This is a genomic window from Lactobacillus helveticus (assembly GCF_046109915.1).
Taxonomy (GTDB): domain Bacteria; phylum Bacillota; class Bacilli; order Lactobacillales; family Lactobacillaceae; genus Lactobacillus; species Lactobacillus helveticus.
In genome coordinates this window covers 124,157-144,910 of the sequence record NZ_CP151471.1, presented here as the reverse complement: position 1 = coordinate 144,910, position 20,754 = coordinate 124,157, and the positions used below count along the sequence as shown (strand labels likewise).

The following is a 20,754-nucleotide window of genomic DNA, read 5'->3' as shown; positions in this document are numbered from 1 at the left end:
CAAACCTCTAAATTAATGCACGACGAATACCTAACCCAATACCATCTGGAGTATATGTTTTAACTAAACAGCCTTTTGGCACAGTCACAAAACCAATGCCTCCAAATAAGAGATCGCTCTTAAATTCGGTCTTAAATTCCTTGCCTTTAAGTGGAGCCATTTGATCATCCGGAGATGGAGGAGTCAATAACTCGCCTTTATGTTTTTCATAAAACGCATCCGCATTGGTAGTCTTAGTACGATGAACATACATATTGCGTGCTACATAAACCGTAAAACTAGTTGATTCACCCTTAAGATAATCAATTCTTCCTAGCCCTACCAAAAATAAAGTATTGCCTGGCAAAAGTTGGTAAGTTGCTGGCTTCAATGGCTTTTTAGGTGAAATCAACTCCAAATCTTTTGCATTTAAATGTGTAGCTAATTGATTGTCGGTCATAATTCCCGGAGTATCAATCAAAAAGTGTCCATTTTCAAGTGGAATTTCAATTTGATCCAATGTGGTACCTGGGAAACGTGACGTTGTGATCAGATTTTGAATATTACCCATCATATCAATGATCGCATTAATTAAAGTTGACTTACCAACATTAGTCGTCCCTACAAAGTAGACATCTTTATCTTGAGACTGATCATTAATATATGAAATCAAACTTTCTAAATTTAATTTCTTCTTGGCAGAAACTAAGAAAATATCTTTAGGATAAAGCCCCATACGGTTGGCTTCTTGTCTCATCCAATCCTTAATTTTGCTTTGTTTAGAATTTTTAGGGAAAAGATCGAATTTATTTCCAACAAGAATAAAATCGTTGTTTCCCACAAAACGCTTTAAAGATGATAACAAGGAATTTGAAAAGTCGAATAGATCAACAACATTGACGATTAAAGCCTTCTTTTCAGCTAATGAATTAAGCAAAGCTAGAAAATCATCATTATTCAAATCTACCGGCATAATCTCGTTATAGTGACGCAATTTGAAGCAACGTTGACAATAAACATCTGTATTTTCTTCATTTTTTGCTTTTTCAAGAGCACTCTTAGGCAGATAACCCGCTTTTTGTGGGTCATCAGATTGAAGAACCGCTCCGCAGCCAATACAAATAATATCCTCATCCATTTTGTAAATTCTCCTTAAAGGTTACTCGGTGTGATAAACCAAGAAAGAAATAGATAATCTTTTCAAAAAAGCGATTAATTCGCGTATTCCATTTATCAGTTTCTACTAATGGTTTTACTAAAACAGTTTCAACTCCTGCTAAATTTCCAGCTTGCATATCAGTAATAAGCTGATCACCAACCATCATTACTTGATCTTTAGCTAACTTCATTTCTTCGCGTTTGCGCGTAATTGCAAAAGGCAATGGCTTACGAGATTTAGCAACGAAATCAATATGATATGGATTCAGCACTTTACCTACTCGCTGAGCATTGTTATTAGAAATAACCACCAATTTAATACCAGCTTTAGCAAGTTTTTTATTAAAATTATCCATCTCTTTAGCAGTTTCAAATTTATTCCATGCAAGCAATGTATTATCTAAATCTGAAAAAACTGCTTTTATTCCCATTTCATTCAATTTGACGGGGTCCAAATTATAAATTGTATTTATTGTATATTTTGGTCTAAATAACATAAAAACTCTCCATTTTCTCTCATTCTTTATAATATCAAAAATGGAGTTACATTAGAAATTTTTGTTTCATTAATATCGAAAAATAATATTTTAGCGAAAAAAATAGAGATCAGGACTATCTCCTGATCTCTATTTCTAATGATAATTAGTTCAATGCCTTCTTAGCAGTTTCTGCTAATTGTGCAAAAGTCTTTGAATCGTTGTAAGCAATATCAGCTAACATCTTACGGTTCATGTCAACACCAGCTAACTTTAAGCCGTGCATTAACTTAGAATATGAAATATCATTTTGTCTTGCAGCTGCGTTAATACGAGCAATCCACAACTTTCTGAATTCGCTCTTACGTCTTCTACGGTCGCGGAATGCGTACTTGTATGAAACGAATAATTGAGTGCTTGCAGCCTTAAATTGCATGTGCTTTGCGCCGCGGTAACCCTTGGCAAGCTTCATGACCTTCTTACGACGTTTACGTGTTACAATTCCACCTTTAACTCTTGGCATTTAAAATTCCTCCTACTATAGTCAGTCTATCAAGAACTAATAATTAGTGCATTTGAGCAAGCATTTGCTTAATACGCTTCATGTCGCTACGTGAAACCATAGCAGCCTTTCTCAAGTGACGACGTTGCTTCTTAGTCTTACCATGGAAACGGTGACCAGTAAATGCGTGGTGACGCTTTAAACCACCATTTGCAGTTCTCTTAAAACGCTTAGCAGAAGCGCGGTGTGTTTTCATCTTTGGCATATTCCTATTTCCTCCAATTAACTACTTTTTCTTTTTGTCCTTATCACTCTTAGGTGCTAACATCAAGAACATTGAACGGCCTTCCATCTTAGGCTTACTGATAACATTAGCAATATCTGAAGTTGCTTCAGCCATCTTTTCAAGAACTTGTTGACCTAATTCCTTGTGAGTGATGGCACGACCTCTAAAACGAATTGATACACGGACCTTAGCTCCTTCTTTAGAAATGAACTTACGAACATGCTTCAATTTAGTTTCAAAGTCGTTGCCTTCAATAGTTGGACTCAAACGAATTTCTTTGACACTAACTGTATTGGACTTTTTACGGGATTCTTTAAGTTTCTTCTGTTGTTCGAAACGATATTTACCGTAGTCCATGATACGTGCTACAGGTGGTTTAGCATTAGGTGAAATAAGAACTAAATCTAAACCAGCATCACTTGCTTTATGTAAAGCTTCGCTCTTAGATACAACACCAACTTGCTGACCATCTTCATCAATTAAACGAACTTCGCGTGCACGAATTCTTTCGTTTAAGATTAAACTTTTTGGTATGATTATTCACCTCCGTGTTAATTTGAGGACAAGAAAAAGGCGGGATAAGTATCACCCGCCTTTAATCAACAGAAATTATCGATCAGCCCAGAGGTTAACTTAACTTAGGCGAGAAGCGGGAGCTTCTTCTTGTTCTCAACTAGGTGTATTATACGCGTTTAAACTACTCGCGTCAATACATGATGTGCAATTATTTAGTTACATCAAAAACATAGTTATCAGGATAGAATTGCATTCTATATGCCAGATATACATAAGTCATGTCCTTAGCACTATTAGTAATTGTCAAATTGAATACTTGATTTCCATGTGCATCAACTTCAATTATGTTACTCTCTTTACCCTTGTTTTTAAAGCCAAAATTGATTAAAGTGTTGCCATTCTTCAAGCGTTGCGCATAACCAATAACTTCGGTAAAGTTTTGTTTACCCAAATTCTTACCGTAGCTCCAAACTTGTTTGATCGTCTTTTTCTTCGTATCGATTTGATATTCTGTAGCAGCAGAGAAATTGCCACTTTGCTTCTTATCACCATTAGTTACAGCAATATTATTATCATAAAGCAGAATATCTAATTTGCTTCCCGTTTCTTTTAATAAGTAAACTCCATGTTGACCACCTGGGTATTTTGTTCCCTTGCTTGGTTTTAAGAGATGCTTATGGAATGAACTAGGCCATTCTTTAGTTGGCTTGCTAGTAAAAACCCAATTAATTTTCTTAGTTTGATAGTTCATTGACCAAATAATATCTTGATTACGTGCAGATAGCAAAATGTTGCCTGTTTTCGCATCATAATCAATTGTATTAATAGGGAGCCAATCCATTAGTCCTAATCCACTACTGGTATTATCGTTAGCCTTGATCTTACTCTTTTTGTACATTGATTCTGGGAAAATTTTCTTAAAATCAATTACTTTAACGATCTTACCAGTATTAGGATTAAGCTCAGCAATTGTGTCTTCTACATACTTGCTACCATCATCAATAGTTAATAGCCAATTACCATTAGGCACTTCTGCCACGTCATGGTGAACTAATGATAAGCCAGCAGTTCTGGCATAGCTACCACCTAAAGTCTTATCAAAACTAAATTGACGATATACGCGTCCCAAATAGTCGGTTTCAACTAACATATTGTATTTTTCATCGCCAGATTTGATCTTATTGAATAATAAAATATGACCATTATTCAACTGTTCAAAAATATGCTCATTCCAGCGCAAATAGTACCAACGTACTTCGCCATCACCATCGACAGCAAAAGTTTGTTTAGTAGTTCTATTTAAAACGGTCTACTCATTTGAACCTAAATTCATCTTAGCCTTATCTTTGACAGTGACTTTAATTGGAAAGCTTCTAATCCATTTAGGTAAATTAGCCGTTTTAATTTTAAAAGTCTTGGTCTGTTGATTTCCAGATTCATCCGTCATCGTTACTTCAACAGAATTATCGTAACCAGCATACAAACCTACGATTGGTACTTAGTGATTGGTTTGATAACCCTTCACTTCATTTTTAATGGTAGTGTTGGCACTTTTTCCAATTACCCGGTAACTAATTTTGGTAGGTTGATCTGTATGAAAAATCATTAGTGCTGTTAATGGTGAATTTTCATAAGGATTAACCTTAATATATGGATTTTCCCAAGAATATTGTTGACTCCGTACAATATCCGCATATTTGGCAGTTAAGGCATCATTACTTGAATTTACTACTTTCTTAACACCTAAATTTTTAATAATTTGACTATCACTTAACTTAGTTTTTTTTTGCATTGCCATTTTTCTTCTGTGCTAAAACTGTTTTCGATTGTTCATGCAACATCACAACAGGCATCGTCAGCATTAACGAGCCCATTGCGAGTGCAAGTAAAATTTTATTACTTTTCACCAAAATTTTTCCTTTAAAATAAACCTATCAAGTTTATTCTAATATTCGTATATTACAAAATATTAACAGAGAAATGACTTAAGAAATAATTAACGCTTATTCTTTCTCGCTTTCTTGCACAAACTCCACTAAATTAATATTTGGATATTTTTCTTTAATTTGCTTTACTAATGCCTTCTTCTTTTTAGCAGAAATGTTTTTCTTTAACTCAATCAAAGTAATTTGCTTATTCTTATTATCACTAACTGCTGTAACAGAAGAAATTGCAGGAGACAATTTTTCAATTTCTTGATTATGCTTTTCTTGTTCTTGCTGTCTTTCTTCATTCGCCTGTTCTTGCTCACATTGACGCTGATTAAGAATATTATTTACTTGTCTATCTAATTGGTTCTCCGCGTTAGGATTTACTTGCGCCACTTGAACAATATTAAGTGAGTATCCTTTTAAATTATATTCTGCCAAATTAGCTTTAGCAGCTTGAATTTTTTTAGCGTTAATCTTTTTACCAGAAACAGTCAAATTAATAGTTTTCTCTTGCGAATCAACATTTTCTTTAATTAGATCAACATCGCCCAATTCATGAGCAACTAGATTTTGCACATTTTGATCGACTAAAGTCTTGTTTACCATGTGACCAGCAGAAAGAACATTTGGAATAATCAAGATAATTACTACTAAGACTATTCCAGTTTCTTTTAAAGTTGGTTTGCGAAAGAAACTAAGTCCAGGCTGACCCGCAGAATGACTTAGCCACTTCATAATCTTTACACCCAAAAATGCTGTTAAGGTGATGAATACGCAGTTAATTAAAAATAGGTAACCTGATCCCAAAAAGTACTTAAGATTGCCCGCTGCAATCGAATATCCCACTGTACAAAGTGGTGGCATCAAAGCTGTAGCAATTGCTACACCAGGAACAATATTGTTTGCACCTTTTTTACGAGCACCGATAATTCCAGCACTGCCACCAAAGAAAGCAATCATTACATCCCAAATAGTAGGTGAAGTACGGGCAATAATTTCCTGGCTAGCATAAGTCAACGGAGAAAAATGAAAATAAATCGTCGATGCAACTAAACTAATAACGATTTCTGCTAACAGTGAGATAGCACCTTTACGCAAAATATTTGTGTTATAAAGCGCTAGTCCTGTACCAATTGCCAAAAGTGGGCCCATTAAAGGTGAAATGAGCATAGCCCCAATAATTGTTGCCGTTGAATTTACGTTTAACCCAATACTGGCAATAAAGATCGCACAAGTTAAAATAATTAAACTTTCTATATTTAAAGTACCATCTTCACTAATTTTGGTAAGAAATTGTGGGCTTAAATAGTTTTTTCTACTCATTTTTTCTTATTTAATCTCATAATTATTTTCTGACAAAATTTTTATAGCTGAATCAAAATTATTATCTTTAACTAAAATATAATCAGTATTAAAAGTTGATACAGCAAAAATAGAAATACCATTATTAGCTAATAATTGCGCAATTTTAGCTAAAATTCCAATTAATGAAAAATCTAATTGTCCTTCTATTTTGAATGCACGCCAACCATCTTCCCGATTAATCGTTTTGCTTGGAGCATTTTTATTTTCGCAGACTAAAGATAATTCTTCATCAGTCTTGGCAAAAAAATAAAAATCATTTTTTAAATTTAAATTTTTAATATCACTTAATTGACAAACTGTTAATTGATACGGCAACTTCTTAATAGTTAATTTCATATATACTCTCCTTTATCATATTTTTCTATTAAAACACAAAAGGGAACGTATACCCAATGCATACGTTCCCTTTACTTATCTAAATCTTTAATTAGTTTTCACGTGAGTATGACTTAACGTCAGCGTCAATTTCGTTAATGAAGTCATCAAGACTCTTAGAAATTTCTTCATCAGTACCGTAACAACGTACGTTAACCTTGCCTGACTTCATTTCTTCGTCACCTAATACCAAAGTGTAAGGTACCTTTTGAGTTTGTGATTCACGAATCTTGTAACCCATCTTTTCGTTTCTGTCATCAACTTCTACTCTGAAGCCGCGCTTAGCAAGTTCTGCACGAACCTTTTCAGCGTATTCGCCGTGAGCTTCGTTGTTAACTGGAATAATTTCAGCTTGAACTGGAGCAAGCCAAGTTGGGAATGCACCCTTGTAAATTTCAGTTAAGTAAGCAATAAATCTTTCCATAGTACCAACAATACCACGGTGAATCATAACTGGACGGTGTTCTTCACCATCTTTACCTACATAAGTTAAACCGAAACGATCTGGAAGCATGAAGTCAAGTTGAATAGTTGACATCGTTTCATCGTTACCCAAAGCAGTCTTAGTTTGAATATCAAGCTTTGGACCGTAGAATGCAGCTTCACCTTCAGCCTCAACGTAGTCAAGGCCAAGATCATCCATAGCACCCTTAAGCATCTTTTGTGACTTTTCCCACATTTCGTCATTTGCAAAGTACTTATCAGTGTTCTTTGGATCACGGTATGAAAGTCTGAAGTAGTAATCAGTAATATCGAAGTCCTTGTATACGTCCATGATCAACTTCAAGATCTTAGCAAATTCAGTTTGAACTTGATCAAGAGCTACGAATGTGTGACCATCGTTCAAAGTCATTTCACGTACACGTTGAAGACCTGACAAAGCACCTGATTTTTCATATCTGTGCATCATACCAAGTTCAGCAACACGAAGTGGAAGATCACGGTATGAACGGATGTGGTGCTTAAAGATTTGAATGTGTGAAGGACAGTTCATTGGACGAAGTTCAAGCATTTCACCATCACCCATGTCCATTGGTGGGAACATGTCATCACGGTAGTGTGCCCAGTGACCTGAAGTCTTGTAAGCATCAAGGTTCATAAGTACTGGAGTGTAAACGTGTTGGTAACCGTCTGCTACTTCACGGTCAATGATGTAGCGTTCAACAACACGACGAATAGTAGCACCCTTTGGCATCCAGTATGGAAGGCCTGCACCAACCTTAGGATCTACGAAGAAGAGGTCAAGGTCACGACCAATAGTTCTGTGGTCACGTTCCTTAATTTCTTGACGACGCTTAAGGTCAGCCTTTAAATCAGCTTCCTTAAAGAATGCAGTACCAAAGATTCTTTGAAGCATTGGGTTTGATGACTTACCTAACCAGTAAGCACCAGCTACTGACAATAACTTAAATTGCTTAATCTTACCAGTGTTTGGAAGCAAAGCATCGAAGCCAAAGTCAACAAAATCACCAAGCTTGTAGGCATCAACAGTATCGCCTTCAACTTTAGCAAGAACTTCGCTCTTGAACTTATCATTCTTGTAAAGATCTTCAAGTTCTGACTTAGCAATTTGAACGTGTTCAATCTTTTCACCGTTCTTAATTACCTTTTGCATAGCTTTTTCAAGCTTTGGTAATTCACCAACTTTAATTTGGTCATCCTTATCAGTATCAACATAGAAGCCGCCTTCGTCAGCTACATGTTCACCTAAACGAAGTTCAGGATATTCACGCTTAGCTACAGCTTCAAATACAAAAGCAGCAGTAGCACGTAAAACATCTAAGCCTTCTTCGTCTTTATTAGTGATAATAGCAACTTCGCTGTCACTATCAAGCTTGTAATCAAGGGGCTTAAGTTCACCGTTAACCTTACCAGCAACAGCAGCCTTACCAAGTGAAGTTGCAATGTTGTGAGCTAAGTCAGCAATAGTTAAACTTTCTTCAAAATCTTTCTTTGAGCCATCAGGCAAAGTAATTGAAAAACTCATATTTTCCTCCAGAAAAATTATAATAAAAAAAGTCCCAGTGCAAGAATGCACTGGGACGTTAATTAGCGTGGTTCCACCCGAAATTCAGGTTAGCGTAATCTAACCTCTTTATGGATTGATAAAGGCATCCAACCTAAAATTAACAACTTTGGGAATAAGCAATTGGGGTGATTCTCTATTGAAGAACTTCCAGAACAAGGTTCTTCTCTCTGAATCGAAAACCATCATGTCTCGCTTAATTAACTCTCATTATACGCACGAAACTTTCAGATGCAAGACCTTTTTCAAAATTAATGCAAAGAATTTCTTCTATCAGGTCCAGAAACTACTACTTCTTTAGCTAAAAAGCGTACACGTTGCATCAGTCTTCTAGCCTTTACCGGATCAGTGGCATTGCGGGTTTCTTCAAAATGAGATTCTAATGCTTCCATATCCAAGTTAGATGAAAAAAAGGTCGGTAAAACATTATCCATGCGCGCCTGTAAAATTACGCCTAATACATCATCTCGTGACCATTGACTAAGACTTTCAGCACCAATATCATCTAAAATCAATAAATCGCATTCAGATAAACGACGAATTTCACTTTGCAAGCTATTGTCATCAAAATGACTTGCCAAACCTGCAATAAAAGTAGGCACGTGTAAAAAGACCACATTTTTATTCATATTTGTAACTACATAATTAGCCAATCCCGCCAAAATATATGTCTTGCCTACACCATAATCTCCCGATAAATATAAGCCTTGCACATGAGGATCTTGCTTGTATTTTCTCAAGAAATCGTAGATTAAAGTCAAAACTTGCTTACGATCATCATTTACATCAATTTCACTTAAACTTACATCATGCAGGCGAGTTGGAACATCAATTAATTGCAATCTTCGTTCAGCTGCTTGCTTGCGATCTTGAGCTAATTTTGCCTTGGTAGGAACATACCGAATATCGATTACCTTGCCGTTTAAAAATAATTGGGGCGCATATCCTGCCATCACTTTATTTGCAGTATGTTTTTGAGAATAATATTCGTATAAATTAGACATACTGTTTTGAACCATCTTTTGATCGATCTTATTTGCATTTGCAGTGAGAAACGCTTGCACATCAGGATCATGCAAAGCCTGACTTATCAAAGATTGCTCATCGCCTAAATTGCGTTCTTTTACAATCTTTTTAATTACCTTGTCAATTGGCTCCATTTTTTCACCTACTTCCAATTATTTTTGACTTTTATTTATTGTTCAAATCTTTAAATAAATTCTTCAGTTGCTCAGTAGAAATGCCAGCATCCCTATCAGCCTTTTTCTTGCTCCAGTCAGTGCCTTTTTCAACTCGCTTTTGATAAGTTCGAACTGGTCTCTTTTTGCCAAAACTATTGCGCCGTTTTTTCACATATTGCAAAGCTTGTACCGCTGTGGCAACACCATGTTGGAGCCAATCGTTAGCAATTTTATAAGCTAAATTCGAGCTCACCACGGTATCATATGTTAAACATGTATAAGTCAAAATATTAATCAAATCTTCAGGCAAACCGTACTGCGTATGCAAATTATTAATGATCTGCTTCTCATTAGCACTAGTTATACCGCCTTTTTGCGTTTTAAGTTTATACAAAAATTCGGCAGGCGAACTCTCATTAGCTGCTTTTAATAGTTTTTTATCATTATCGTCCATATCTTTAATTGCAGCTAGTGCCTTTTTCCGACCTTCATTTAATTGAGATTGTACATTTTCTCTTGTATTGGTTCTCTTATAATTTTCAGCTAAAGTATTACTGATATCACGCATATTTAAGCTATAAGAGCCATGAAGACACGGCAAGCTTTCATCTACAAATTCTTTTTCTGACAAGCCATATGTTTGAATCAAACCACGAATTTGTTCTTTGTTAAGATCAATTTCACTAGCTGGAATCTGATATCTGCTATATTCTTGCTTAATGAAATCCCAATCAATACTATCGTGATCATTCACTTTAGCAGTTTCAACTTCATGAACTTTATTTTCTTGAGCAGCTTGCACTACATCACTAGATGGAGTAATCGCTTCATCGCCAGGCAAACGAAAAACGTCAAAAAAGTTAGCAGATACATCTTTCGCGTTTTTTATCGGCTTTTCTTTTAACTTAGCATCTTGAGCAAAAGCGTGACTTAAATCATGAAAAGTCGGTACACCAACTTTTTCTTTTAATAGACTAGCCAAAAGTGGCGTTGCAAAAAACTTATCTGCAGCTGGGACTTGCAACAATTTAAAGACTAAAACATTATTGAACACATTATCAGACAAAAATGTTTGGACCAATCCCACAGCCTCTAATTTATGCAGTGAATTAAATAATTGCTTTAAGCTGCAGTCTAACTGCTCTTGTAGCGAATATATCCCCTTAGAATCCGAAATGATGCCATAAGGATCATAATTTTGAATCAAAGTTTGATATAGTGCTACTGCCACTGCTCCTACTAATGGTTGATATAGCTTAATCAAAACTTTTTCATCTTCAGGAAAAAGTCTGACACGATTAGCCACATAGTAAAGATGCTTGGGATCAGCAGTCTCAAACATGACTAATTGCCCTTACCTTTCTTAGCCATCATATCTTCCATTGTCTTCATGAAGCTAGACATGTCTTTAAATTCACGATAGATAGATGCAAAACGAATATAAGCCACATCATCAAGATCAGCTAATTCGTCCATAACGTATTGTCCAATCTTTTTAGAAGAAATTTCACTAATGCCTTGTTTTCTTACTTTATTTTCAACATGGTCAACTAACTGCTCGAATTGATCACTGCTGATTGGACGCTTTTGACCTGCAGCCATTACGCCATGCAAAATTTTCTTGCGATTAAATGGTTCACGCGTACCATCATTTTTTATTACGAGCAAAGGTGCTGTTTCAATTCTTTCAAAGGTTGTAAAACGAAAGCCACAATTTTCACACTCTCTGCGTCGTCTGATTGCACGGTTTTCATCACTAGGACGTGAATCAATAACGCGGGAGGCATTTTGATGACAATTTGGACATTCCATAGCTATTCCTCTTCCCTGATCTTAATTAATATCTGTTCTAGTTTATTTTCTAATTCTTTTATTTTACCAGTATTTGCAACTACAAAATCGGCCATTTTTTCTTTTTCAACTAACGGCATTTGACTATTAATGCGATTAATTGCTTCCTGATCAGTTAAATTATTGCGCTTTTTCAACCGCTCAATCTGCAATTGTTCAGGAAGCGTAATTACCAGTACGCCATTAGCTACATGTTTTTTGTCTAATCCTGCTTCAAAATATACTGGTACATCTAAAATAACAAGAGCAAAATCTCGATATTCTTTTATCTTTGCTACTGTTTTATCGAAAATTAAGGGATGCGTCACCTGATTTAATTCAGATAGTGCTTGTTTGTTGCTAAAAACTAATTGCCCTAACTTCTTACGATTTATTGTTTGATCGGAATTTAAGTACTCCATCCCGAAATGATCTTTTATTGCCTGCCAAGATGCGTTGCCAGGTTCCATTAATTCATGGGCAATTTGATCACAATCAATAATTGGAATATTTTTCTTTCTAAAAAAGTCATCAGCTGTACTTTTACCAGTAGCAATTCCACCCGTTAATGCTAATACATAACTCATTTATAAATCACCTGACAATGAGGGCAAAAAGTGGTACCTCGACCATTAACCTTAATTTTTTCAAACTTCGTGCCGCAAACCGAACAAGGTTCACCTACATGGCCATAGACTTGCAACTTACTTTGAAAGCCGCCAACTTGACCATTTGCATTTAAAAAGGAATGGACAGTCGTACCTTGCAATTTAATCGCTTCGGTAATAATTTGGTTAATCTGATCATGCAATTCAATTACTTTTTCAGCAGGGATTTTGTTAGCCTGACTCAAGGGATGGATCTTAGTCCGCCACAAGACTTCGTCAACATAAATATTGCCAAGGCCGGCCACTACTGACTGGTCAAGCAAAGTATTTTTGATATTTTTCTTCTTACGTTTTAAGCCATTTACCAAATATTCTGATGTAAATTCAGAACTATTTGGTTCATAACCTAATTTGCCAATCCCTGTAGTTTGCCTTTCAGTTCCAGTTAAAATTAATTGCATCCGACCAAACTTGCGCACGTCATTATACCGTAAGGCTGTTCCATCCGTAAAAATAAACTCAACATGATCATGTTTATCTTTAGGCGCATCAGATGTGGTTAGATGGTACTTCCCTTCCATTCGCAAATGAGAAACAATCGTCAAATTGTCACTCAAACGAATAAGCAAATACTTAGCATAACGATCAATATCAATGATTTTTTTACCAGGTAATTCAGATAAAAACTTTTCATGATCTGTCGCTACGATTTTGGGATACCACAAAATCACTTTTTCAATAGTTTTTCCTTTAATTAAAGGAATCAAAGTTCTTCGAACCGTTTCAACTTCCGGCATTTCAGGCATTTTATCACCTACTTTGCATCATACCAATTGTGTCCCCAACCAGAATCAGCAATCAAAGGCACATCTAACTTAACAGCTGATTGCATTACTTCAGGTACAATCTTTTTAATTGTTTCCAGTTCATCCTTTGGTACATCAAAAATCAATTCGTCATGTACCTGCACTACCATTTTAGTCTTCAAATGAAGTTCATCTAACTTCTTTTGCATATTGATCATAGCGATTTTGATAATATCGGCAGCTGAACCTTGAATTGGAGAATTAATGGCGGTTCTTTCCGCAAAAGCACGGACAGTGTATTTCTTAGCATGAATATCTGGCAAATATCTGCGGCGATGCATGATCGTTTCCGCATAGCCCTTGTCACGTGCTTCTTGTACTGCTTTATTCATGTAATCCTTGATTTGAGGATATTGTTCAAAATAATTATCGATAAATTCTTGCGCACGTTTCCTAGAAATACCTAAATTCTTGGACAAACCATAATCGGAAATACCGTAGACGATACCGAAGTTAACTGCCTTGGCGTGACGACGCATCAGTGGTGTTACCTCATCCGGTGACTCCAAGTGGAAGATCTTCATCGCGGTGTGTGAGTGGATGTCATACCCGGTCTTGAAGGCTTCTTGCATGTTTTGATCACCAGAAACATGGGCGAGCACACGGAGTTCAACTTGTGAGTAGTCACAAGAGAAAATATAGCCATCAGGATCACTTGGGACAAACGCTTTTCTAATCTGCTTGCCTTCCTCAGTACGAGTTGGAATGTTTTGCAAGTTAGGATCAACACTAGATAAACGTCCAGTTGCAGTTAAGGTTTGTAAATAGCGCGTATGAACACGACCATCAGGTTGGATTACATCAAGCAAGCCCTTAACATAAGTTGATTGAATTTTAGCAATTTGACGATAATCAAGAATTTCTTTAACAATTGGGCTTTGTGTCTTCAATTGATCGAGCACTTCAACTGAAGTTGAATAGCCTGTCTTGGTCTTCTTCAAAACTGGCAAGCCTAACTTTTCAAACAAAATATGACCTAATTGTTTTGGTGAGTTTAGATTAAATTCTTCCCCAGCTTGTTGATAGATTTTCTTCTCTAAATCCTGCAACTTCACGGCAAATTCATTTTGCAATTGGATTAAAGTACTTGCTTCGACCTTCATACCATTGATTTCCATCTTAGCCAGTACTCGAGCAGTTGGAATTTCAATCGTATCAAACAAATCATCTTGTTCGTGGTCTTTGAGCTTTTCAAGCAGAGTCTTCTTGAGTGATTCAATGGCGTTGACCTTGGAAGCTAAGTGGTTGAATAATTCATCATCGTCATCAGGGATGTGTTCACTCTTACCTTTGCCGTAGACTTCAAGGTCAGTCTTAACGGAATAATCCCCATAAAGATGGGCAATTTCACCAAGATCATTAGAGTTGTTTTCATTATTAACTAGATATGAGGCTAAAAGCATATCATAATCAAGGCCGTGCGTATGAATGCCTAAACGATGGGCCCCAACCATGGATCTCTTTAAGTCAAAGACGTTCTTCTTGATCTTTTCATCTTCTAAGATGTGCTTGATATTGTCTTCTTCAAGCAAGTCCACGTCTCTTGAAACATAAATCTTGTCGTTGATCTTCAAGCTAAAGCCGACAAAATCTGCTAAGTGGTAGTTAGCGCCGAGCATTTCTAGATAAAATTCAACAGTGTCTTTTTCAGTGGCTTTAACATCTTTAACATTGTCATCGTTTAAAACAGTGTATTCTACTTTTTCAACTTCGGCACCATCTTGACCGGCACCTGAAGCATTAAGTTCTGCCAAAAACTTGCGGAAGTTCATCTTTTCGTAGAATTGCCACAGCTTTTCATAATCAACTGGCTCGCGTTTTACGTCATCAATATCAATGGTAACTGGTGAATCACGATCAATCGTGGCAAGTTTTTTAGCTAAAAAGGCCTTGTCTTTATCACGAATTAAACGTTCCTTACGCTTAGATTTTTTCATTTCATCAATATGATCGTAAAGATTTTCTACTGAACCATATTCCTGAATTAAATTAGAAGCTGTCTTAGGACCGATGCCTTCAACACCTGGGTAGTTATCAGAGTTATCACCCATCAAGGCCTTCATGTCGATGAATTCGGTTGGAGTGACGCCGTTAACTTCCTTCATATGTTCTGGTGTATAAGCTTCAAGTTGAGAAACACCAGACTTGGTTACTTCGACAGTCGTCTTGTCGGACGCAAGTTGGGTCAAGTCGCGGTCACCAGTTACGATCGTGGTTGTGAACCCGGCCTTTTCACCCTTCGCAGCAAAAGTACCAATGATGTCATCTGCTTCATAATTCTTCAATTCATAAGTTTTAATACCCAAGTCATGCAGCATTTCTTGAATGTAAGGCATTTGTTCGAGCAACTCTTCTGGAGTTTTCGCACGTCCACCTTTGTATTCACCATACATTTTTGTTCTAAAAGTGACTTTTCCTGCATCAAAAGCTACCAATACGTGGGTTGGATCAACGTCTTTTAAAAGGACATCGAGCATGTTCTTAAAAGCGTAAATGGCATTAGTGTGCAGGCCATCCGGACTCTTGAAAGATTCTAGTTGACGATAAAGAGCGTAAAAGGCTCTGAAAGCTACAGAGTTACCATCGATTAGAAGTAATTTTTTATCTGCCATTTTATTCCCCTTTTATAAAAATTGTTCTCTATACTTACTTATCTATTTTACCAGTTTCAAGGGTAATCTTTTAATAGGAAGTTTAATCGAAAAGAAAAAATAAGAAGTCGAGTATGATTATCTCGACTTCTTATCTTTATTTATAGTTAATTGATTGATTTATGAATTTCTAGAGAAGGGGAAATTGTTTTATTCATATAAGAATCATTTGAAACGGATCTTTTCCGTTCCGGAAGCATTTTGATCTAACTTTTTAATTTCTGCAATCTTTTTCTCATAGTCTTCGATTACCAGAGTGACATTCTGCCGTCCGCGCCAAGAAGCATAGCCAAAAGCAAACATTCCTAAAACACCGGCGACCATCAGAATAATTCCGATTATAAAGAGCCACATAGTTGATTGATGGAAATAGTAAATTAAAACCAAACCAATCGCACTAACTGTTAAAAAGAGTTGGAATCAATAGCCTAGATTGCGAAGCATATGTTTTTGATAAGCAACTTCATTTTGATAGCCTTTTTGCATCTCTTCGATTGTCATCTGAATAATCTCCTCTTAATAATTAGTACTTCAAGCCTGGGTTGAAGAAGCCGACTAATACACCCACAAGTGCATCACAAGGAGTGCGACACGACTTCACTGGCAAGAGTGCAATGGACCTAAAATTTCAATCCACGCACTCACGAGGAGTGCGACAACTATATCAGACTTACATGCCATCTATTCAAAAATTTCAATCCACGCACTCACAAGGAGTGCGACTCACAGAATAAAATCGACCCGTTGGCAAGCTTGATATTTCAATCCACGCACTCACAAGGAGTGCGACGTGACTGTGATCTAATAGCGTCTAGCGTCTCAGTATTTCAATCCACGCACTCACAAGGAGTGCGACCAAAGGCTGATTCACTTGAAAAGCAATTAGCCGATATTTCAATCCACGCACTCACAAGGAGTGCGACGGTTTCCGCACAGTACTTGGATGTTCCAGTTAGTATTTCAATCCACGCACTCACAAGGAGTGCGACCGTAATCCAATTAAAGCGTTGACCACATATGGTGTATTTCAATCCACGCACTCACAAGGAGTGCGACAGACTGGAATTTCTAAAAATTGTATCCATCTTCTATTTCAATCCACGCACTCACAAGGAGTGCGACGATAGCCCACAGGCGGCATTTGACGCATCTAAAGCCATTTCAATCCACGCACTCACAAGGAGTGCGACTTTACTTGGAAACAGTTCTGCAAACTATGTTCTTTATTTCAATCCACGCACTCACAAGGAGTGCGACCGGTGGTAAAACGCTAACAGGTGGTCTTGATTCTATTTCAATCCACGCACTCACAAGGAGTGCGACAAGTAAATATACTAATTGGCAAGACATTCGTAAAATTTCAATCCACGCACTCACAAGGAGTGCGACTTCGGTTAATCTATTGCCTAACGTTTGATCAGGTATTTCAATCCACGCACTCACAAGGAGTGCGACAAACCGGCAATGACATAATTAGAGCCGTTGATGCTATTTCAATCCACGCACTCACAAGGAGTGCGACCTAACCAATATTCAGCAGGTATCCACACACCTTTATTTCAATCCACGCACTCACAAGGAGTGCGACGCATTTGTGGATTATAAGTTGGCAAGTGTTTGTAATTTCAATCCACGCACTCACAAGGAGTGCGACGTCAGCCAGTTCATATGCTACTAAGTATGCTTTAGATTTCAATCCACGCACTCACAAGGAGTGCGACTGAGCATTTAGGATCATCTGTTGTTCCGAATAATCATTTCAATCCACGCACTCACAAGGAGTGCGACTTCAAAGCAAGAGCAACGTGCTGAGCAGATCAGAGATTTCAATCCACGCACTCACAAGGAGTGCGACCGGTTCATCTATCTAAGGATCATAAGTATTCTAAATTTCAATCCACGCACTCACAAGGAGTGCGACTTGGGACTGTGTGTGCTTGCACTCTTCCACATCTTATTTCAATCCACGCACTCACAAGGAGTGCGACTAAATCATCATCTGCAATACCTGTCGATTCACTTATTTCAATCCACGCACTCACAAGGAGTGCGACGGCTCACTAAGTCACTAGGAGCAGAAGACGAAAAAATTTCAATCCACGCACTCACAAGGAGTGCGACTAAGCAATTATTGCCCCTATGATTAGACTTAATTATTTCAATCCACGCACTCACAAGGAGTGCGACGTTCTTACTCAAGACCCTGCAACTTTTACTACAATGATTTCAATCCACGCACTCACAAGGAGTGCGACTGTCATTCCATGTAGGTGCTAAGCTAGGTGGGTAATTTCAATCCACGCACTCACAAGGAGTGCGACTGTAAAAAATCATCGGTTAATTTTCTAACAAAATCATTTCAATCCACGCACTCACAAGGAGTGCGACACCATTAACTTTGACTGACATATATATTTCCTTTCATTTCAATCCACGCACTCACAAGGAGTGCGACTGGCGCAGTGACTGGAGTAATGCCAGTAATGAATTATTTCAATCCACGCACTCACAAGGAGTGCGACTATTTATCTTCAAAGCCAACGGCAGTATCTCCTGAATTTCAATCCACGCACTCACAAGGAGTGCGACGTATTAGTAGCAGTAGTAATACCTGCATAACGATATTTCAATCCACGCACTCACAAGGAGTGCGACTATATTTTAGAGTTTGTGTTTCAGTCCTTACAGAATATTTCAATCCACGCACTCACAAGGAGTGCGACCCGTTAGGATCTTTGACATCAAGATAGAGCTGAACAATTTCAATCCACGCACTCACAAGGAGTGCGACATTCTTCAATGCTGTCTTTTGTTCATCAGTCATTATTTCAATCCACGCACTCACAAGGAGTGCGACCGCAATATTTAGATCATGATTTCAATTCATTTCTAAATATTGGGCTTCAAATTAACTTACCCTGATAAAAATATATTTTTTATCAAAAGATCACTTTTCACCTGTTTAAAATTGGTGCGAATCTTCACTAAAAGCATGTTCACATACAGTTCGCACCGATATCAAAATATTACAGGCGATTCTAAATTTATAACCTCTTTAATTCCATATGACTTAATTCTATTTTTATAATTCTTCCCTAAATTAAAAAAATACAAACTATCTTGGCTATCATCGATTTCGTCTAGTAGTCTTTCTTTCATCAACTCTAATTGCATCGAATTAACTTTACATTCAAAAACGGAATTTTGAACTCGTTGTCCATAATCTAAGCATATTTTGGCTACATGACGTAACCTTCGCTGACCAGATTTACTTTCCGTATTAATATCGTAACTAACTACTACCATCATGCTGCATACCTACTTCCACATAAACGGTGGGTATTCGTCAAGATCTCCTCGCAAATACCTAGCCAGAAGTTGAGCTTGTGCAAACGGTACAAGCCCCCATTCTATCTTTTCCTTCAAAAAAGGGTGTTCTAGTTCAGATATTTTATTATCTTGCCATTTTGCTAAAAATGATTTTCTTGCATCATCTGTTAACAAATATGCACCATCTGCTTTACAAACAAAATCAGAAGCATGAATTTCTTTTTTATTAACTAACCTAAGAACAAATCTATCAGCAATAACCCCACGTAGTTCTTCCATAAGATCAAGCGCTAAAGATTTTCGACCAGGTCGGTCTACATGCATAAAGCCCTCATAAGGATCCAACCCATTAGTAGTTAATGCATCTGCACATTCATTAGCTAATAACGAATAAGAAAATGATAATAGAGCATTTAGCCGATCAAGTGGCGGCCTTCTACTTCTCCCATGATAAAAGAAATCATCTTTTTGATTGATTATCATATCATCGAAAACTGAAAAATAACCATTGGCTAATGAACCCTCTAGTCTTCTTAAACTATCAATAGTATCAACTTGTTGTAAATCTTTAAGACCATTCTTCAAATTTTCAGAAATAGATTTAAATTTATCCCTATCAATCTGCATCCCATGATCACGAATGAATCTCTCAATTATCCATCTATGGTTATACACTTTACCAATAATCATATTCTTCGCAATAAGTAATGAAGCTGCATCATTTTCGGAATTAAAGAATTGCGTTTTTCTTAAATAGACATTTCCAGTTGGTTCACCAACCACACGTCCTTTTAAACGACCTGTCCTAGAAAGAAATGAAATGCTTATGTCTTGTTCAAGACACTTCTGCATTAAACTGGGACTAACGCCAGAATAGCCAAAAGTTACAATTGCTTCAAAATTTTGTAGTGGCAATCTTCCGACTGCATTATTTTTTATCTTAACAACTACATTATTACCATCAGAAGATAAATATGAATCTGGGGTATTAATGTATAATGTATTCAATAATTGTCTCATTGATTTAACTTCCTACTGATATAGTTACTTACCGATTCTCTTTTTAATAATTCCGGCAAACATATATCTCTAAGTGAGCATGACTTACATTTTTTCGTCACTTTAACTTTCGGAGTATATTTTTTCTCCCAATAGTAATGCATTTCGCTAATAACCTTTTTAAGTTCAGTCCGCAATTCTTCAGAAAATTCTACTTTTTCACGATGACGCGTTCTTCCATAATATAAATAACCATAATCTAAGTGACAAAATAGCATCTCTTCGAGACAAACTGCTTCTGCTAATACCTGTAACCGATCAGAATCATCTATTTTAGATTTTCCATGCTTATATTCAACAGGGATAGGCAGATATTTCTCCTTTTTACCAAATACTTGAACACCCTTAGTATCCTTCTGAAACTCGACAACATCAAAGATACCAGTTAATCCATATTCCTGAGAATGAATTGGCATTGCACGAACTACAAATTTACTTCCTCTAGTTTCACTAATATAAGGATCGTCTGCTTTTTCATGTAATCTATTACCTGAAACCGTTAAATAATTATCTGCCCATTGATTTTCAATATGATCTAACGCCCATTGCCTTTTGCAAAATACAAAATGCTGAATACCTGAGATCATCAAATAATCTTTTTCATCATAGGACATA

At 36.8% G+C, this 20,754-nt stretch carries 18 protein-coding genes, 2 pseudogenes, 1 CRISPR repeat array and 1 other annotated feature; all 20 genes and pseudogenes read right to left on the bottom strand.

The window, feature by feature from the left end; genetic code table 11:
* Window positions 1-7 precede the first annotated feature (7 nt).
* The 20 genes and pseudogenes from yqeH to cas4 all read right to left on the bottom strand — a co-directional run bounded on the left by yqeH (window position 8) and on the right by cas4 (window position 20,753).
* The gene (gene yqeH, locus AADV52_RS00885; RefSeq protein ID WP_014918453.1) at window positions 8-1,117 is read right to left on the bottom strand and encodes a ribosome biogenesis GTPase YqeH; all 1,110 of its coding nucleotides are present in this window, start codon (window positions 1,115-1,117) and stop codon (window positions 8-10) included.
* Window positions 1,110-1,634 (bottom strand): YqeG family HAD IIIA-type phosphatase, encoded by a 525-nt coding sequence (locus tag AADV52_RS00880; RefSeq protein WP_014563231.1) that lies wholly within the window; start codon window positions 1,632-1,634, stop codon window positions 1,110-1,112. The genes yqeH and AADV52_RS00880 overlap by 8 nt, the downstream gene beginning before the upstream one ends.
* Before the next feature lie 145 nt (window positions 1,635-1,779).
* Window positions 1,780-2,136, bottom strand: coding sequence for a 50S ribosomal protein L20 (gene rplT / locus AADV52_RS00875; RefSeq protein WP_003627118.1), 357 nt, complete (start codon window positions 2,134-2,136; stop codon window positions 1,780-1,782).
* 43 nt (window positions 2,137-2,179) lie between these two features.
* A complete protein-coding gene (gene rpmI / locus AADV52_RS00870) occupies window positions 2,180-2,380 on the bottom strand; it encodes a 50S ribosomal protein L35 (protein ID WP_014918452.1) in 201 nt (66 codons plus the stop codon).
* Between the two features lie 21 nt (window positions 2,381-2,401).
* Window positions 2,402-2,935: a translation initiation factor IF-3 gene (gene infC, locus AADV52_RS00865; RefSeq protein WP_080588347.1), complete on the bottom strand. Its 534-nt coding sequence runs from the start codon at window positions 2,933-2,935 to the stop codon at window positions 2,402-2,404.
* Between the two features lie 25 nt (window positions 2,936-2,960).
* Window positions 2,961-3,072, bottom strand: a sequence feature (ribosomal protein L20 leader region).
* Window positions 3,073-3,125: 53 nt separating this feature from the next.
* Window positions 3,126-4,157 carry an aryl-sulfate sulfotransferase gene (locus AADV52_RS00860; RefSeq protein WP_227028462.1) on the bottom strand — a complete coding sequence of 344 codons (1,032 nt, stop codon included), beginning with the start codon at window positions 4,155-4,157 and terminating at the stop codon, window positions 3,126-3,128.
* Between the two features lie 69 nt (window positions 4,158-4,226).
* A pseudogene (locus AADV52_RS00855) lies at window positions 4,227-4,709 on the bottom strand (aryl-sulfate sulfotransferase N-terminal domain-containing protein).
* 211 nt (window positions 4,710-4,920) lie between these two features.
* The gene (locus AADV52_RS00850; protein ID WP_014918450.1) at window positions 4,921-6,171 is read right to left on the bottom strand and encodes a DUF389 domain-containing protein; all 1,251 of its coding nucleotides are present in this window, start codon (window positions 6,169-6,171) and stop codon (window positions 4,921-4,923) included.
* A 6-nt stretch (window positions 6,172-6,177) separates the two neighbouring features.
* Window positions 6,178-6,549, bottom strand: a complete 372-nt coding sequence (locus AADV52_RS00845; protein WP_014918449.1) for an ACT domain-containing protein — start codon at window positions 6,547-6,549, stop codon at window positions 6,178-6,180.
* A gap of 91 nt (window positions 6,550-6,640) precedes the next feature.
* Window positions 6,641-8,575, bottom strand: coding sequence for a threonine--tRNA ligase (gene thrS / locus AADV52_RS00840; protein WP_014918448.1), 1,935 nt, complete (start codon window positions 8,573-8,575; stop codon window positions 6,641-6,643).
* A 290-nt stretch (window positions 8,576-8,865) separates the two neighbouring features.
* Window positions 8,866-9,774: a primosomal protein DnaI gene (gene dnaI / locus AADV52_RS00835; RefSeq protein ID WP_014918447.1), complete on the bottom strand. Its 909-nt coding sequence runs from the start codon at window positions 9,772-9,774 to the stop codon at window positions 8,866-8,868.
* Between the two features lie 31 nt (window positions 9,775-9,805).
* Window positions 9,806-11,137 carry a replication initiation and membrane attachment family protein gene (locus AADV52_RS00830; protein ID WP_014918446.1) on the bottom strand — a complete coding sequence of 444 codons (1,332 nt, stop codon included), beginning with the start codon at window positions 11,135-11,137 and terminating at the stop codon, window positions 9,806-9,808.
* 2 nt (window positions 11,138-11,139) lie between these two features.
* The gene (gene nrdR, locus AADV52_RS00825; protein WP_003627138.1) at window positions 11,140-11,607 is read right to left on the bottom strand and encodes a transcriptional regulator NrdR; all 468 of its coding nucleotides are present in this window, start codon (window positions 11,605-11,607) and stop codon (window positions 11,140-11,142) included.
* A 2-nt stretch (window positions 11,608-11,609) separates the two neighbouring features.
* Window positions 11,610-12,212 carry a dephospho-CoA kinase gene (gene coaE / locus AADV52_RS00820; RefSeq protein WP_014918445.1) on the bottom strand — a complete coding sequence of 201 codons (603 nt, stop codon included), beginning with the start codon at window positions 12,210-12,212 and terminating at the stop codon, window positions 11,610-11,612.
* Complete coding sequence (mutM, locus tag AADV52_RS00815) at window positions 12,209-13,039, bottom strand: DNA-formamidopyrimidine glycosylase (RefSeq protein WP_014918444.1); 831 nt, start codon at window positions 13,037-13,039, stop codon at window positions 12,209-12,211. The genes coaE and mutM overlap by 4 nt, the downstream gene beginning before the upstream one ends.
* Window positions 13,040-13,047: 8 nt before the next feature.
* Window positions 13,048-15,711, bottom strand: coding sequence for a DNA polymerase I (gene polA / locus AADV52_RS00810; protein ID WP_014918443.1), 2,664 nt, complete (start codon window positions 15,709-15,711; stop codon window positions 13,048-13,050).
* 204 nt (window positions 15,712-15,915) lie between these two features.
* Window positions 15,916-16,251, bottom strand: a pseudogene (locus AADV52_RS00805) (DUF202 domain-containing protein).
* A gap of 124 nt (window positions 16,252-16,375) precedes the next feature.
* A CRISPR array of direct repeats spans window positions 16,376-18,607; the repeat unit is 32 nt; unit sequence ATTTCAATCCACGCACTCACAAGGAGTGCGAC.
* Between the two features lie 161 nt (window positions 18,608-18,768).
* Window positions 18,769-19,059: a CRISPR-associated endonuclease Cas2 gene (cas2, locus tag AADV52_RS00800; protein ID WP_014563208.1), complete on the bottom strand. Its 291-nt coding sequence runs from the start codon at window positions 19,057-19,059 to the stop codon at window positions 18,769-18,771.
* 9 nt (window positions 19,060-19,068) lie between these two features.
* Window positions 19,069-20,100: a type I-C CRISPR-associated endonuclease Cas1c gene (cas1c, locus tag AADV52_RS00795; RefSeq protein WP_014918441.1), complete on the bottom strand. Its 1,032-nt coding sequence runs from the start codon at window positions 20,098-20,100 to the stop codon at window positions 19,069-19,071.
* The gene (cas4, locus tag AADV52_RS00790; RefSeq protein WP_012212133.1) at window positions 20,097-20,753 is read right to left on the bottom strand and encodes a CRISPR-associated protein Cas4; all 657 of its coding nucleotides are present in this window, start codon (window positions 20,751-20,753) and stop codon (window positions 20,097-20,099) included. Before cas4 ends, cas1c begins: the two co-directional genes overlap by 4 nt.
* Window position 20,754 lies beyond the last annotated feature (1 nt).

What these genes read in the sequence shown, in the direction of transcription:
- yqeH (WP_014918453.1), bottom strand. Translation starts at nt 1,117, where the DNA reads ATGGATGAGGATATTATTTGTATTGGCTGCGGAGCGGTTCTTCAATCT.
- dnaI (WP_014918447.1), bottom strand. Translation starts at nt 9,774, where the DNA reads ATGGAGCCAATTGACAAGGTAATTAAAAAGATTGTAAAAGAACGCAAT.
- coaE (WP_014918445.1), bottom strand. Translation starts at nt 12,212, where the DNA reads ATGAGTTATGTATTAGCATTAACGGGTGGAATTGCTACTGGTAAAAGT.
- rpmI (WP_014918452.1), bottom strand. Translation starts at nt 2,380, where the DNA reads ATGCCAAAGATGAAAACACACCGCGCTTCTGCTAAGCGTTTTAAGAGA.
- cas2 (WP_014563208.1), bottom strand. Translation starts at nt 19,059, where the DNA reads ATGATGGTAGTAGTTAGTTACGATATTAATACGGAAAGTAAATCTGGT.
- polA (WP_014918443.1), bottom strand. Translation starts at nt 15,711, where the DNA reads ATGGCAGATAAAAAATTACTTCTAATCGATGGTAACTCTGTAGCTTTC.
- thrS (WP_014918448.1), bottom strand. Translation starts at nt 8,575, where the DNA reads ATGAGTTTTTCAATTACTTTGCCTGATGGCTCAAAGAAAGATTTTGAA.
- cas4 (WP_012212133.1), bottom strand. Translation starts at nt 20,753, where the DNA reads ATGTCCTATGATGAAAAAGATTATTTGATGATCTCAGGTATTCAGCAT.
- rplT (WP_003627118.1), bottom strand. Translation starts at nt 2,136, where the DNA reads ATGCCAAGAGTTAAAGGTGGAATTGTAACACGTAAACGTCGTAAGAAG.
- AADV52_RS00850 (WP_014918450.1), bottom strand. Translation starts at nt 6,171, where the DNA reads ATGAGTAGAAAAAACTATTTAAGCCCACAATTTCTTACCAAAATTAGT.
- AADV52_RS00830 (WP_014918446.1), bottom strand. Translation starts at nt 11,137, where the DNA reads ATGTTTGAGACTGCTGATCCCAAGCATCTTTACTATGTGGCTAATCGT.
- AADV52_RS00845 (WP_014918449.1), bottom strand. Translation starts at nt 6,549, where the DNA reads ATGAAATTAACTATTAAGAAGTTGCCGTATCAATTAACAGTTTGTCAA.
- AADV52_RS00880 (WP_014563231.1), bottom strand. Translation starts at nt 1,634, where the DNA reads ATGTTATTTAGACCAAAATATACAATAAATACAATTTATAATTTGGAC.
- cas1c (WP_014918441.1), bottom strand. Translation starts at nt 20,100, where the DNA reads ATGAGACAATTATTGAATACATTATACATTAATACCCCAGATTCATAT.
- mutM (WP_014918444.1), bottom strand. Translation starts at nt 13,039, where the DNA reads ATGCCTGAAATGCCGGAAGTTGAAACGGTTCGAAGAACTTTGATTCCT.
- nrdR (WP_003627138.1), bottom strand. Translation starts at nt 11,607, where the DNA reads ATGGAATGTCCAAATTGTCATCAAAATGCCTCCCGCGTTATTGATTCA.